Below are 12,486 nucleotides of genomic sequence, written 5' to 3'. Positions count from 1 at the left end.
CCGCCATGCGCACGCTCTCCAACTTCTTCTACCAGCAGCGCACGCTCACGCTGCTGCTGATGCTCACACCGCCGCTGCTGTGGTTCGGCGTGGTGTACCTGGGCTCGCTGCTGACGCTGCTGAGCCAGAGCGTCTTCGTGTTCGACGACATGAGCATGTCGGTGGTGGCCGAGTTCACCACCGACAACTTTGTCAACCTGCTGGTGCCGGCCAACATGGACATCGTGCTGCGCACGCTGGCCATGGCCGTCGCCGTGACGCTGGCCACCGTGCTCATCGGCTTTCCCATGGCCTGGTACATGGCCCACCACGCCGGACCGGCCGAGAAGGGTTTTTTCTATGTCGGCGTGATGCTGCCCATGTGGGCCAGCTACATCGTCAAGGCCTACGCCTGGACCGTGCTGCTGGCGCAGGGCGGCGTCATCTACTGGGTGATCAATGCGCTGGGCCTGCAAGGTGCCCTGCAGGCGGTGCTGGCGATACCGGTGATCGGCGGCGACACGCTGGCCACCTCCAACCTGGGCCGCTTTCTGGTGTTCACCTACATCTGGCTGCCCTTCATGGTGCTGCCGATCCAGGCCGCCATCGAACGTGTGCCGGCCAACCTGCTGCTGGCCTCGGGCGACCTCGGCGCCCGCCCGTTCCAGACCTTCCGCAGTGTGCTGTGGCCGCTGGCCTTCCCGGGCGTGGTCGCGGGCTCCATCTTCACCTTCTCGCTCACGCTGGGCGACTACATCATTCCCCAGCTCGTCGGCCCCTCGGGCCTGTACATCGGCAACATGGTCTACACCATGCAGGGAACCATCGGCAACATCCCCATGGCGGCGGCTTTCACCTGCGTGCCCATCGTGCTGATCACCCTCTACCTCGCCATGGCGCGCCGACTGGGGGCCTTCAATGCGCTCTAAACCCACCTTGCTGCGCCTCGCCGCCTACGCGGGCCTGGCCTTCCTGCACCTGCCCTTGCTGTTCATCGCGCTCTACGCCTTCAACAGCGCCGACAGCAACTACAGCTTCCCCATGGAAGGGCTGACCCTGCGCTGGTTCGCGCGCGCCCTCGAACGCACCGACATCCACGAGGCCATCTACCTCTCGCTGGCGGTGGCGGCGATGGCCACGGTCATCGCGATGGTGCTGGGCACGCTCACCGCCGCGGCCCTGAACCGCGACCGCTTCTTCGGCAAGGACGCGTTCACCACCATGCTGATCCTGCCGATTGCCCTGCCCGGCATCGTCACCGGCATTGCCCTGCTCTCGGCCTTCCGGCTCATGGAGGTCAACCCCGGCTTCTGGACCATCGTGGTCGGCCACGCCACCTTCTGCGTGGTCATCGTGCACAACAACGTGGTGGCACGTCTGCGGCGCCTGCCCAACCGCCTGTGGGAGGCGTCGATGGACCTGGGCGCCGACACCCTGACCACGCTGCGCCACATCATCCTGCCGCAACTCGGCACGGCCCTGCTGGCCGGCGGCATCCTCGCCTTCGCGCTCTCGGTGGACGAGCTGATCGTGACCACCTTCACCGCCGGCACCGACAAGACCCTGCCGATCTGGCTCATGGGCCAGCTCGGGCGCCCCCGCGAAGCGGCCATCACCAACGTGGTGGCGCTGGTCATCATGGTCATCACCATGCCGCTGATCCTGCTGGCCTGGCGCCTCACCCGCGAAGGCGACGCCAGCCCCAACGCCCGCTGAACACCCCGATCCCGTCCGCTCTGTTTCAACCCCACCTCTGGAACCCGACATGGCTGCCACCCGCTTCACCACCCAGCTCCTGATCAATGGCCACAGCGTCGCCGGCGAAGGCCGCGTCGAACCCATCCTCAACCCCTGCACGGGCGAACTGCTGTGCGAAGTGCGCGAAGCCAGCGCCGACCAGCTGCGCCTGGCGGTGGACGCGGCCAGCGCCGCCTTCCCCGCCTGGGCCGCGCTCACGCCTCGCGACCGCAGCGGCTACCTGTTCAAGATCGCCGATGCCATCGAAGCCCATGGCGACGAACTCGCCATGCTCGAATCGTTGAACTGCGGCAAGCCCCTGGCCGCTGCGCGCAACGACGAGATCCCCGCCATCGCCGACGTCTACCGTTTCTTTGGCGGCGCCATCCGCAACCTGTCGGGCCCGCTGGCGGGCGAATACCTGGCGGGCCACACCAGCATGATCCGGCGCGACGCACTGGGCGTGGTGGCCTCCATCGCGCCCTGGAACTACCCGCTCATGATGGCCGCCTGGAAGCTCGGACCGGCCATCGCCATGGGCAACACCGTCGTGCTCAAGCCCTCGGAAAACACGCCGCTGACCACGCTGCGTTTCGGCGAACTGCTGGCCGGCATCCTGCCACCGGGTGTGGTCAACATCGTGTGCGGGCGCGGCGACTCGGTGGGGGCGCCCCTGATCCGCGACCCGCGCATCCGGGTCGCCTCGCTCACCGGCGACGTCTCGACCGGCAGCAAGATCATGGAGGCCGCCGCGCGTGGCATCAAACGCACCCACCTGGAGCTGGGCGGCAAGGCGCCGGTGATCGTGCTCGACGACGCCGACCTGGGGCAAGTGGTCGAAGGCCTGCGCACCTTCGGCTACTACAACGCCGGCCAGGACTGCACGGCCGCCTGCCGCGTCTACGCCACGGAAGGCATCTACGAGAAGCTGGTGGCCGACCTGAGCAGCGCCGTCTCGTCCATCAAGGTGGGCAGCCAGCAGGAACCCGGCGTCGAGATGGGCCCGCTGATCTCGGCCCGCCAGCGCGACCGCGTCGCCAGTTTCGTGGACCGCGCGGCCCAACTGGCCCACACCGAAGTCACGGCCGGCGGCGGCACGGTGGGCAACAAGGGCTTCTTCTACAAGCCCACGGTCATCGCCGGTGCGCTGCAGGAAGACGAGATCGTGCGCAGCGAGGTCTTCGGCCCGGTGGTTTCCATCACCCGCGTGAAAGACGCGGAACAGGCCGTCGCCTGGGCGAACGATTCCGAGTACGGCCTGTCCAGCTCGGTCTGGTCCAGCAACGTGGGATCCGCCATGAACATCGCCGCACGCCTTCAGTACGGCTGCACCTGGGTCAACACCCACTTCATGCTGGTGTCCGAAATGCCGCACGGCGGCATGAAACACTCGGGCTACGGCAAGGACATGTCGGTCTACGCGCTGGAGGACTACAGCTGCGCGCGGCACATCATGGTGAAACACTGAGGCACCCCCCGCGCCACTAGGAGGCACCCCCTGCGCCGCTTCGCGGCTTCCCCCTCTCTCTCGCCTTCGGCGGGAGGGGGACGGCACCAGAGGCCCGGCAAAGCCGGTTCCTCGGTGCCCTGGGTGGCGTTGCTGCGTGCGGTGCGGGTCGCACTCCGGCGCTGTGCAACCTGAGACTTCATGGGTTGGGCCTCTGCTCGACACCACGCACGAAACTCAGCCCTTGCTCTGCGCCTTCAAAAAAGCCAGCACCTGCGGCTCTTCGGTGAAGGCCACGTTGAAGCGGAACCAGGGGCTGGGCTGCAGGTCGGGGGCGAACAGGTGGCCGGGGCCGAGCAGGATGTCCTGTTCCGCCGCCTTGTAGGCCAGCTCGGTCGCGTTGGCGATATCGGGGTGGCGCGCCCAGAGGAACATGCCCGCCTTGGGCTCGCAGAACAGCTCAAAACCCAGGTTCTCCAGCTGCTGTGCCACGCGCTGGTGCGCCTGCGCCAGGCGCTCGCGCAGGCTGCGCAGGTGCTTGCGCCAGCGCCCGTCCACCAGCGCGCCGTAGGCCAGGCGCTCGTTGAACTCGGACGAGGTCAGGCCAGAGATCATCTTGAGCTGAGCGAAATCTTCCAGCAGGTCGGGCGGTGCGGCCAGGAAACCCACCCGGATGTTGGGTGAGATGGTTTTTGAAAAACTGCTGATGTAGACGACCCGCTGCAACTGGTCCAGGCTGGCCAGCGAGGGTCGCGGCTCGGGGTCGAGGTCGGCGTAGATGTCGTTTTCCACCACGGTGAAATGGTGCTGCTCAGCCAGCTGCACCACGCGGTGCAAGTGCGCGAGGTTCGCCACCGAGCCGGTGGGGCTCTGCAGCCGCGGCTGGGTGAAGAACACCTTGGGCTTGTGTTCGATCACCAGCGCCTCGAGCGCAGCGAGGTCGTAGCCGGCGGGCGTGCGCGGCACGCCGATCAGCCGGGCGCCCAGGAAGCGCAGTGAAAACAGCAGGTTGGGATAGCCGGGATCGTCCACCAGTACCGCATCGCCCGGGCGCACCAGGCGGCGCGCCACCAGGTCCATGGCCTGGCTCGAACCCTGGGTGAGCAGCACCTGATCGGCGCTGACGGCGATCTCCTGTTCGGCCAGCAGGTCGCGAACCAGCTGGCGCAACGGCGCAAAACCCTTGGGTTCGCCGTAACCGCCCAGGTCCACGTTTTCAGCCGCCAGCGTGCGCAGGCTGCGGCGCAGGCCTTCCTCAAACAGCCAGTTGCCCGGCAACCAGCCGCAGCCCGGCTTCATGCGCAGCGCGCGCGCTTCGAACACGCGGCGCAGGTACCACATGGAGTCGAAGTTGTAGTTGGCCGTCTCGGCGGGCACGGTGCCGGGCGCCTGCGGCGCCACGCCCTCGCGCTTGCGCACGAAAAAGCCCGAATGCGGGCGCGAGACGAAATAACCCAGCGCCACCAGCCGGTCGTAGGCATCGACCACGGTGTACACGCTCACGCCGTGGGCATGGGCGAACTGGCGGATGGAGGGCGCCTTGGAGCCAGGGCGCAGGTTGCCGCTCTGGATCAGGTCGCGAAACCCCTCGACGATCTGCACCACGAGCGGGCTGGTGCTTTTGGGGTTCAGGGTGAACATCGGTGGCTATCAGGGTAAATGTGTACTGGTCCGTAGGGCTGCACAGTGCATCGCTGTGCAGGCACTGTCTGTATATGTTAGCGGTGGCCCGCGAGCCCTACAGTCCGCCCCAGTCTGAAATTTCTTCATGATCGGAGCCCCCTGCATGCAACGCGAATCCCAAGCCACCAACGCCATGCTCATGGCCCGCCGCCAGGCCGCCATCCCCCGCGGCGTCGGCCACAGCCACCAGATATTCATCGCCAAGGGCGAAAACGCCGAGATCTGGGACGTGGAAGGCCGCCGCTACATCGACTTCGCCGGCGGTATCGCCGTGCTCAACACCGGCCACCGCAACCCGGCCGTGATCGAGGCCGTGAAGGCCCAGCTCGACCAGTACACCCACACCTGCTTCCAGGTGCTCGCCTACGAGCCCTACGTGGAACTGGCCGAGCGCCTGAACGCCAAGGCCCCGGGCGACTTCGCCAAGAAAACCCTGTTCCTGACCACCGGCGCCGAAGCGGTGGAAAACGCGATCAAGATCGCGCGCGCCCACACCGGCCGCTCGGGCGTGATCGCCTTCACCGGTGGCTACCACGGCCGCACCCTGCTGACCCTGGGCATGACCGGCAAGGTCGCGCCGTACAAGACCGGCTTCGGTCCGTTCCCGGGCGAAATCTTCCACGCCCGCTTCCCGAACGCGCTGCACGGCGTGAGCGTGGACGATGCGATCGCCTCGGTCGAATCCATCCTCAAGAACGACATCGAAGCCAGCCGCGTGGCGGCCATCATCATCGAGCCGGTGCAGGGCGAAGGCGGCTTCAACGTGGCGCCGCCCGAACTGATGCAGCGCCTGCGCGCGCTGTGCGACCAGCACGGCATCCTGATGATCTGCGACGAGGTGCAGACCGGCGCCGGCCGCACCGGCACCTGGTTCGCCTGCGAACAAAGCGGCATCGCCCCCGACCTGATCACCCTGGCCAAGTCGATGGCCGGCGGTTTTCCGATCTCGGCCGTGGTCGGTCGCGCCGAAGTGATGGACGCGCCCGCCGCTGGCGGCCTGGGCGGCACCTACGCCGGCAGCCCGCTGGCCTGCGCCGCGGCCCTGGCCGTGCTCGACGAGTTTGAAAAACACGACCTGCTGCAGCGCAGCCGCGACGTCGGCGCGCGCATCACCGCCAGCCTGCAGGCGCTGGCCAAGAAGCACAAGTGCATTGCCGACGTGCGCGGCCTGGGTGCCATGGTCGCCATGGAACTGTGCAAGAACGGCGACGTGCACCAGCCCGACGCCGACCTCACCAAGGCGCTCGCCGCCGAAGCCACGAAACGCGGCCTGATCATCCTGACCTGCGGCACCTACGGCAACGTGGTGCGCATCCTGGTGCCGCTGACCGCGAGCGACGCCTTGCTGGACGAAGGCCTGGCGATCATTGCTGCCTCGCTCGACGCGCTGCAAGGCGCATGAGCTCCAACGATCAGCCCCCCGACGGCGCGAGCAGCGCGGCGCCCCGCCCGCTCGCGGGCGTGCGTGTGCTCGACCTCTCGCGTGTGCTCGCCGGCCCCTGGGCCGGTCAGCTGCTGGCCGACTACGGCGCCGAAGTCCTGAAGGTGGAACGCCCGGGCGCCGGTGACGACACGCGCAGCTGGGGTCCGCCCTGGTGGGGCGAAGGCGCCGGGCGCGTGGCCGCGTATTTCGTCTGCGCCAACCGCGGCAAGCGCTCGGTGGCGATCGACATCGCCAGCGCCGAAGGCATCCAGCAGGTGCGTGAACTGGCGCGCGAAGCGGACGTGCTGATCGAGAACTACAAGGTCGGCCAGCTCGCCAAGTACGGGCTCGACGCCACCAGCCTGCAGGCCATCAACCCGCGCCTGATCTACTGCTCGATCACCGGCTACGGCCAGAACGGCCCGCTGGCGCACAAGGCCGGCTACGACTTCGCGATCCAGGCGGAAGGCGGCCTGATGAGCATCACCGGCAACCAGGGTGAAGAGCCGCAGAAGGTGGGCGTCGCCGTGACCGACCTGATGACCGGGGTCTACGCCACCACAGCCATCCTCGCCGCGTTGCACGAACGCGCGCGCACCGGCCAGGGACGCCACATCGACGCCGCGCTGTTCGACGTGCAGGTGGCCATGCTGGCCAACCAGGCCAGCAACCAGCTGATCGGGAACAAAACGCCCACGCGCATGGGCAACGCGCACCCGAACATCGTGCCCTACCAGGTGTTCCCCACACGCGACGGCCACATGGTGCTGGCCGTGGGCAACGACGGCCAGTTCGCGCGCTTCTGCGAAGCCTGCGAGCACCCGGAAGTCTCGCGCGATGCGCGCTTCTCCACCAACCCGGCGCGCGTGGAACACCGAGCCACGCTGGTGCCGCTGCTCACCGGCTGGACGCTTCAGCGCGACACGGCCGACTGGGTGCAACGGCTGGATGTGGCCGGCGTACCCTGCTCGCCGATTCTTGACATTGCTCAGGTCATGGCGCACCCGCATGTGGCGGCGCGCGGTTTGCGCACAAGGCCCGAAAGTGCCACAGTGCCACCCATGATCGCCAATCCGATGGTGCTGGACGGTCAACGCCCGGTCGCCGATCTGCCGCCACCTGCCCTCGGCGTCCACCAGGCACGATGGTTGCATGACCAGTCCTGAATCTCCTTCAGTCCACTTTTCCGACCCGATCGCGCCCATGACCACCCGCAACGCACTCGTCACCTTCACCGGTGTGCAGAAAACCTACGATGGCCACACCCTGGTGGTCCGGGACCTGAACCTGGAGATCCAGAAGGGTGAGTTCCTCTCGCTGCTCGGTCCCTCGGGCTCGGGCAAGACCACCACGCTGATGATGCTCGCAGGCTTCGAGTCACCGACCTCGGGCGAGATCAGCCTGAACGGCGTGCCCATCACACGCACGCCGCCACACAAGCGCAACTTCGGCATGGTGTTCCAGAACTACGCGCTGTTCCCGCACATGACGGTGGCCGACAACATCGCCTACCCGCTCACCGTGCGCAAGCTCGGCAAGGCCGACGTCGAAGCCAAGGTCAAGCGCGCGCTCGACATGGTGCAGATGGGTCACATGGGCAGCCGCTTTCCCGGCCAGCTCTCGGGCGGCCAGCAGCAGCGCGTGGCGCTGGCCCGCGCGCTGGTGTTCGACCCGCAGCTGGTGCTGATGGACGAGCCGCTGGGCGCGCTCGACAAGCAGCTGCGCGAGCACATGCAGCTGGAGCTCAAGGCGCTGCACCGCCGCCTGGGCGTGACCTTCGTCTACGTGACGCACGACCAGTCGGAAGCGCTCACCATGTCGGACCGCGTGGCGGTGTTCAGCGAAGGCGTGATCCAGCAGATCGACCAGGTCGACCGGCTCTACGAAACGCCGTCCAACCGTTTTGTCGCCAGCTTCGTGGGCGACAACTCCGTGCTCGATGCCCAAGTGGTGCAGACCACGGGCGAACACTGCGAGGTGGCGCTCGCCGACGGCACGCGACTGACCGGCGTCAACGTGAACCAGGCGCAGGCCGGCGAGACCGTGCAGTGCAGCGTGCGGCCCGAGCGCATCACCGTGGTCAATGGCGATGGCCCGACCGCCAACCGCCTGGGCGCAGCCATCGGCGACGTGATCTATTTCGGCGACCACCTGCGCCTGCGCTGCCAGGTCAGCGGCCAGCCCGAGATCAGCGTCAAGGTGCCGCTGCAGCACCTGGGCCACATGGACCCTGGCCAGGCCGTCCACCTGCACATTCCGCCGGAGCACCTCCGTATATACAGATGACCCCCCTGCGCCGCTTCGCGTCTTCCCCCCTGGGGGACACAGCCTGTGGCCCGGCAAAGCCGGTTCCACGGCTGCCCCAGTGGGAACACGCGCTCCGGCGCATTACCGATTTCCCGTTCCCCGTTCCTCAACCCCTGGAGTTCAATCCGATGAAACTGAAACCCGTTTTCCTGGCCGCGGCCATGGTGGTCGCCCTGCCGGTGATGGCCCAGAGCCAGCTCACCGTCGTCAACTTCGGTGGCGCCAACGGTGCCGCCCAGAAAAAGGCCTACTTCGAGGCCTACGAAAAGGCCGGTGGCGGCAAGATCACCGCCGTGGAATACAACGGTGAACAGGCCAAGATCAAGGCCATGGTCGAAGCCAAGAAAGTCACCTGGGACGTGGTTGAAGTCGAGAGCCCGGACCTGAGCCGCGGCTGTGACGAAGGCCTGTTCGAGAAGATGGACTGGGCCAAGGTCGGCAACAAGGCCGACTTCCAGAAAGCCGCCGTGCACGAGTGCGGCGTCGGCACCTTCGTCTGGTCCACCGTGATGGCCTACGACGGCGACAAGCTCAAGACCGCGCCCACCACCTGGGCCGATTTCTGGGACGTGAAGAAATTCCCCGGCAAGCGCGGCATGCGCAAGGGCGCCCGCTACAACCTCGAATTCGCCCTGATGGCCGACGGTGTCAAGACCGCCGACGTCTACAAGGTGCTGGCGACCAAGGAAGGCGCCGAGCGCGCGTTCAAGAAGCTGACCGAACTCAAGCCCAACATCCAGTGGTGGGAAGCCGGCGCGCAGCCGCCCCAGTTCCTGGTCGCCGGTGACGTGGTCATGACCACCGCCTACAACGGCCGCATCGACGCCGCCCAGCGCGAAGGCAAGAACCTCAAGATCACCTGGACCGGCGGCATCTACGACCTGGACTACTGGGTCATGCCCAAGGGCACGCCCAACAAGGACGCCGCCCTGAAGTTCATCGCCATGGCCAGCTCGCCCGACGCGCAGGCCGAATACGCCAAGAACATCAGCTACGGCCCGACCAACAACAAGGCCCTGACCAAGCTCGACGCCAAGGTGCTGGGCATGCTGCCCACCTCGCCGGCCAACAGCAAGGACGCGCTGCAGTTCGGCATCGGCTTCTGGGCCGACCAGGGTGAAGCCCTGGAGAAGCGCTTCTCCGCCTGGGCAGCGCAGTGATGAGCGCCAGCGGAACCGAACGCCAGCCGTTCGCAGGGGCCACCCTGGAACGACCCGCTCCTGCAGGGGGCCCCGGCCAGGCCGTGACGGGGGGAACCCTCGCCGTGCAGCTGCACCGCGCCGAACGGCGCAGGAAGCTGCGTGCCCTGGCGCTGACCATGCCCCTGCTGGTCTTTTTGCTGGTGTTTTTTCTGGTTCCGCTGGGTTCACTGCTGGTGCGGGCGGTTGAAAATCCCGAAGTGGCCGACGTCCTGCCCAACACCGGGCAGGCGCTGGCCGACTGGGACCGCAACAGCCCGCCGCCAGCCGCTGCCTACGCAGCGGTCCTGGCCGATCTGGGCAGCATCGAAGAAACCGCCCAGGCCGGCGCGCTGGCCCGCCGCCTCAACAGCGAGGTGGCCGGTGCCCGTTCGCTGGTCATGGGCACCTACCGCGCCCTGCCGCTGGGCGACAACCTGAGTCCCGACGAAGCACGCAGCAAACTCATAGAACACGACGCGCGCTGGGAAGAACTGCCTTACTGGCAGACCATCGCCAAGAACAGTTCGCGCTGGACACCCGACTACCTGCTCGCCTCACTCGACCTCAAGCGCAACGCCCAGGGCGACATCGAGCGCGTGGGCGCCGAAGAAGCCGCGTTCAGCGACATTCTGGGCCGCACCTTCCAGATGAGCGCCGTGGTGACCTTCTTCTGCCTGCTGCTGGGCTACCCGCTCGCCTACTGGCTCAGCACGCTCTCCGCGCGCAAGGCCAACGTGCTGCTGATCCTGGTGCTGCTGCCCTTCTGGACCTCGGTGCTGGTGCGCATCGCCGCCTGGATCGTGCTGCTGCAGAACAACGGCCTGGTCAACCGCTTCCTGGTCTGGGTCGGAGCGACCGATGCACCCATTCCCCTGCTGTTCAACCGCCTGGGCGTGATCATCGCCATGGTCCACATCCTGCTGCCCTTCATGATCCTGCCGCTGTACAGCGTCATGAAGTCGGTACCGCCGAACTACCTGCGCGCCGCCATCTCGCTGGGCAGCCCGCCGCTGGCCGGCTTCTTCCGCGTCTACCTGCCGCAGACCTACCCCGGCGTGGCCGCTGGCGGCCTGCTGGTCTTCATCACCTGCATCGGCTACTACGTGACGCCCGCCCTGCTCGGCGGCCCGGCCGACCAGATGCTGAGCTACTACGTGGCGCAGTACACCAACGTCGAAGTCAACTGGGGCATGGCCTGCGCGCTCGGTGGCGTGCTGCTGACCGCCACCATGGTGCTCTACGCGCTGTACCGCAAGGTCTCCAAGGCCGAGCTGAGCCTGGGCTGAAGAAGAGAACCGCCATGAAACTCCTGCCCGTCTTCCCCGCCTACTACAACCTGCTCGACAAGCTCGGCTGGTTCGCCCTGCGCGGCGCCGGCATCGGTGTGATCGTCTACCTGCTGCTGCCGGTGGTGGTGATCATCCCGCTGTCGTTCAGCGACAGTTCGTTCCTCGCCTACCCCATCGAAGGCTGGTCGCTGCAGTGGTACCGCGAGATGTTCCATTCCGACGACTGGACACGCGCAGCGAAGAACAGTTTCATCGTCGCGCCGCTCGCCACCCTGCTGGCCACCGTGCTTGGCACGCTGGCGGCCATGGGCCTGGCCAACACCAGGTTTTTCGGCAAAGGCTTCATCACCAGCCTGCTGATCGCGCCCATGGTGGTGCCGATCGTGGTGGTGGGTGTGAGCAGCTACCTGTACTTTGCCAAGTGGGGACTGAACGACACCTACCTGGGCCTCGTGATCGTGCACGCTGCTCTGGGGGCGCCCTTTGTCGTGACGACCGTGCTGGCCACGCTGCAGAGCTTCAACCACAACCTGGTGAAAGCCAGCCTGAGCCTGGGCGCGAGCCCGCTGGAGACCTTCTTCCGCGTCACGCTGCCGGTCATCGCCCCTGGCGTGATCTCGGGCGCGCTGTTCGCGTTCGCCACCTCGTTCGACGAGGTCGTGGTCACCCTGTTCCTGGCAGGCCCCGAGCAGGTGACGTTGCCACGCCAGATGTTCACCGGCATCCGCGAAAACATCTCGCCCACCATCGCGGCGGTGGCGACGCTGCTGATCCTGTTCACGACCGCGCTGATGCTGACGCTGGAGTGGCTGCGCGGCAGAAGAAAATAGTCCATGCCCTTCACCACCGACACCACCCTGACCGGCCAGCACGCGAAGCTGGTGCCCTTGCGCCCCGCACACCACGACGACCTGGTCGAAGCCGTGCGCGACGGCGAGCTCTGGAAGCTCTGGTACACAGCCATCCCCACGCCCGAAGGCATGACGGCGGAAATCGAACGCCGCCTGGGTCTGCAGAAGACCGGCAGCATGTTGCCCTTCGCCGTGCTGGATGCCAACGGCCAAGCGGTGGGCATGACCACCTACATGAACATCGACGCCGCCAACCGCCGTGTCGAGATCGGCTCCACCTGGTACCGCACGGCCGTGCAGCGCAGCCCGCTCAACACCGAATGCAAGCGCCTGCTGCTGGCGCACGCGTTCGAGGCGCTGGACTGCATCGCGGTGGAATTCCGCACGCACTTCTTCAACCACCAGAGCCGGCGCGGTATCGAGCGCCTGGGCGCCAAGCTCGACGGCGTGCTGCGCTCGCACCAGATCAACCGCCACCCCGCGGCGAACGGCGCGCTGCGCGACACCTGCGTCTACAGCATCCTGGCCGGCGAATGGCCGACGGTGAAAGCGCACCTGACCCACCAGCTGACGCGCCCCCGAACCTGAG

General features: G+C 67.0%; 11 protein-coding genes. 10 read left to right on the top strand and 1 reads right to left on the bottom strand.

The window, feature by feature from the left end:
• The first annotated feature begins 5 nt into the window (after positions 1–5).
• From ACN5W5_RS02610 to ACN5W5_RS02600, 3 genes are read left to right on the top strand one after another with little or no spacing between them, the layout of a single operon-like run.
• The gene (locus ACN5W5_RS02610; RefSeq protein ID WP_420047036.1) at positions 6–908 is read left to right on the top strand and encodes an ABC transporter permease; all 903 of its coding nucleotides are present in this window, start codon (positions 6–8) and stop codon (positions 906–908) included.
• Positions 898–1,695 carry an ABC transporter permease gene (locus ACN5W5_RS02605; RefSeq protein ID WP_420047035.1) on the top strand — a complete coding sequence of 266 codons (798 nt, stop codon included), beginning with the start codon at positions 898–900 and terminating at the stop codon, positions 1,693–1,695. Before ACN5W5_RS02610 ends, ACN5W5_RS02605 begins: the two co-directional genes overlap by 11 nt.
• A 49-nt stretch (positions 1,696–1,744) precedes the next feature.
• Positions 1,745–3,184 carry a gamma-aminobutyraldehyde dehydrogenase gene (locus ACN5W5_RS02600; RefSeq protein WP_420047034.1) on the top strand — a complete coding sequence of 480 codons (1,440 nt, stop codon included), beginning with the start codon at positions 1,745–1,747 and terminating at the stop codon, positions 3,182–3,184.
• Positions 3,185–3,400: 216 nt separating this feature from the next.
• Here the strand turns inward: ACN5W5_RS02600 and ACN5W5_RS02595 are convergent, their stop codons facing one another.
• The gene (locus ACN5W5_RS02595) at positions 3,401–4,804 is read right to left on the bottom strand and encodes a PLP-dependent aminotransferase family protein (protein WP_420047033.1); all 1,404 of its coding nucleotides are present in this window, start codon (positions 4,802–4,804) and stop codon (positions 3,401–3,403) included.
• Positions 4,805–4,949: 145 nt separating this feature from the next.
• Here ACN5W5_RS02595 and gabT point away from each other — a divergent pair, with 145 nt between their 5' ends.
• From gabT to ACN5W5_RS02560, 7 genes are all read left to right on the top strand, one after another.
• Positions 4,950–6,248 carry a 4-aminobutyrate--2-oxoglutarate transaminase gene (gabT, locus tag ACN5W5_RS02590; protein ID WP_420047032.1) on the top strand — a complete coding sequence of 433 codons (1,299 nt, stop codon included), beginning with the start codon at positions 4,950–4,952 and terminating at the stop codon, positions 6,246–6,248.
• Positions 6,245–7,435, top strand: a complete 1,191-nt coding sequence (locus ACN5W5_RS02585) for a CaiB/BaiF CoA transferase family protein (protein WP_420047031.1) — start codon at positions 6,245–6,247, stop codon at positions 7,433–7,435. Before gabT ends, ACN5W5_RS02585 begins: the two co-directional genes overlap by 4 nt.
• Positions 7,436–7,472: 37 nt before the next feature.
• Positions 7,473–8,555, top strand: a complete 1,083-nt coding sequence (locus ACN5W5_RS02580; protein WP_420047030.1) for an ABC transporter ATP-binding protein — start codon at positions 7,473–7,475, stop codon at positions 8,553–8,555.
• A 149-nt stretch (positions 8,556–8,704) separates the two neighbouring features.
• Positions 8,705–9,736 (top strand): ABC transporter substrate-binding protein, encoded by a 1,032-nt coding sequence (locus ACN5W5_RS02575; protein WP_420047029.1) that lies wholly within the window; start codon positions 8,705–8,707, stop codon positions 9,734–9,736.
• The gene (locus ACN5W5_RS02570; protein WP_420047028.1) at positions 9,736–11,043 is read left to right on the top strand and encodes an ABC transporter permease; all 1,308 of its coding nucleotides are present in this window, start codon (positions 9,736–9,738) and stop codon (positions 11,041–11,043) included. Before ACN5W5_RS02575 ends, ACN5W5_RS02570 begins: the two co-directional genes overlap by 1 nt.
• 14 nt (positions 11,044–11,057) lie before the next feature.
• On the top strand, positions 11,058–11,876 hold the full coding sequence (locus ACN5W5_RS02565; RefSeq protein ID WP_420047027.1) for an ABC transporter permease: 819 nt from the start codon (positions 11,058–11,060) through the stop codon (positions 11,874–11,876).
• Positions 11,877–11,879: 3 nt separating this feature from the next.
• Positions 11,880–12,485 carry a GNAT family N-acetyltransferase gene (locus ACN5W5_RS02560; protein ID WP_420047026.1) on the top strand — a complete coding sequence of 202 codons (606 nt, stop codon included), beginning with the start codon at positions 11,880–11,882 and terminating at the stop codon, positions 12,483–12,485.
• Position 12,486: the final 1 nt, after the last annotated feature.

It is taken from the genome of Hydrogenophaga sp. ZJX-1, from assembly GCF_048590325.1.
GTDB lineage: Bacteria > Pseudomonadota > Gammaproteobacteria > Burkholderiales > Burkholderiaceae_C > Hydrogenophaga.
Note: the sequence above shows the minus strand (reverse complement) of the source record. Positions and strands in the feature narration are given on the sequence as shown.

Coding starts and splice junctions, on each gene's coding strand:
- ACN5W5_RS02585 (WP_420047031.1), top strand. CDS start 6,245: ATGAGCTCCAACGATCAGCCCCCCGACGGCGCGAGCAGCGCGGCGCCC.
- ACN5W5_RS02600 (WP_420047034.1), top strand. CDS start 1,745: ATGGCTGCCACCCGCTTCACCACCCAGCTCCTGATCAATGGCCACAGC.
- ACN5W5_RS02575 (WP_420047029.1), top strand. CDS start 8,705: ATGAAACTGAAACCCGTTTTCCTGGCCGCGGCCATGGTGGTCGCCCTG.
- ACN5W5_RS02605 (WP_420047035.1), top strand. CDS start 898: ATGCGCTCTAAACCCACCTTGCTGCGCCTCGCCGCCTACGCGGGCCTG.
- gabT (WP_420047032.1), top strand. CDS start 4,950: ATGCAACGCGAATCCCAAGCCACCAACGCCATGCTCATGGCCCGCCGC.
- ACN5W5_RS02565 (WP_420047027.1), top strand. CDS start 11,058: ATGAAACTCCTGCCCGTCTTCCCCGCCTACTACAACCTGCTCGACAAG.
- ACN5W5_RS02580 (WP_420047030.1), top strand. CDS start 7,473: ATGACCACCCGCAACGCACTCGTCACCTTCACCGGTGTGCAGAAAACC.
- ACN5W5_RS02570 (WP_420047028.1), top strand. CDS start 9,736: ATGAGCGCCAGCGGAACCGAACGCCAGCCGTTCGCAGGGGCCACCCTG.
- ACN5W5_RS02595 (WP_420047033.1), bottom strand. CDS start 4,804: ATGTTCACCCTGAACCCCAAAAGCACCAGCCCGCTCGTGGTGCAGATC.
- ACN5W5_RS02560 (WP_420047026.1), top strand. CDS start 11,880: ATGCCCTTCACCACCGACACCACCCTGACCGGCCAGCACGCGAAGCTG.
- ACN5W5_RS02610 (WP_420047036.1), top strand. CDS start 6: ATGCGCACGCTCTCCAACTTCTTCTACCAGCAGCGCACGCTCACGCTG.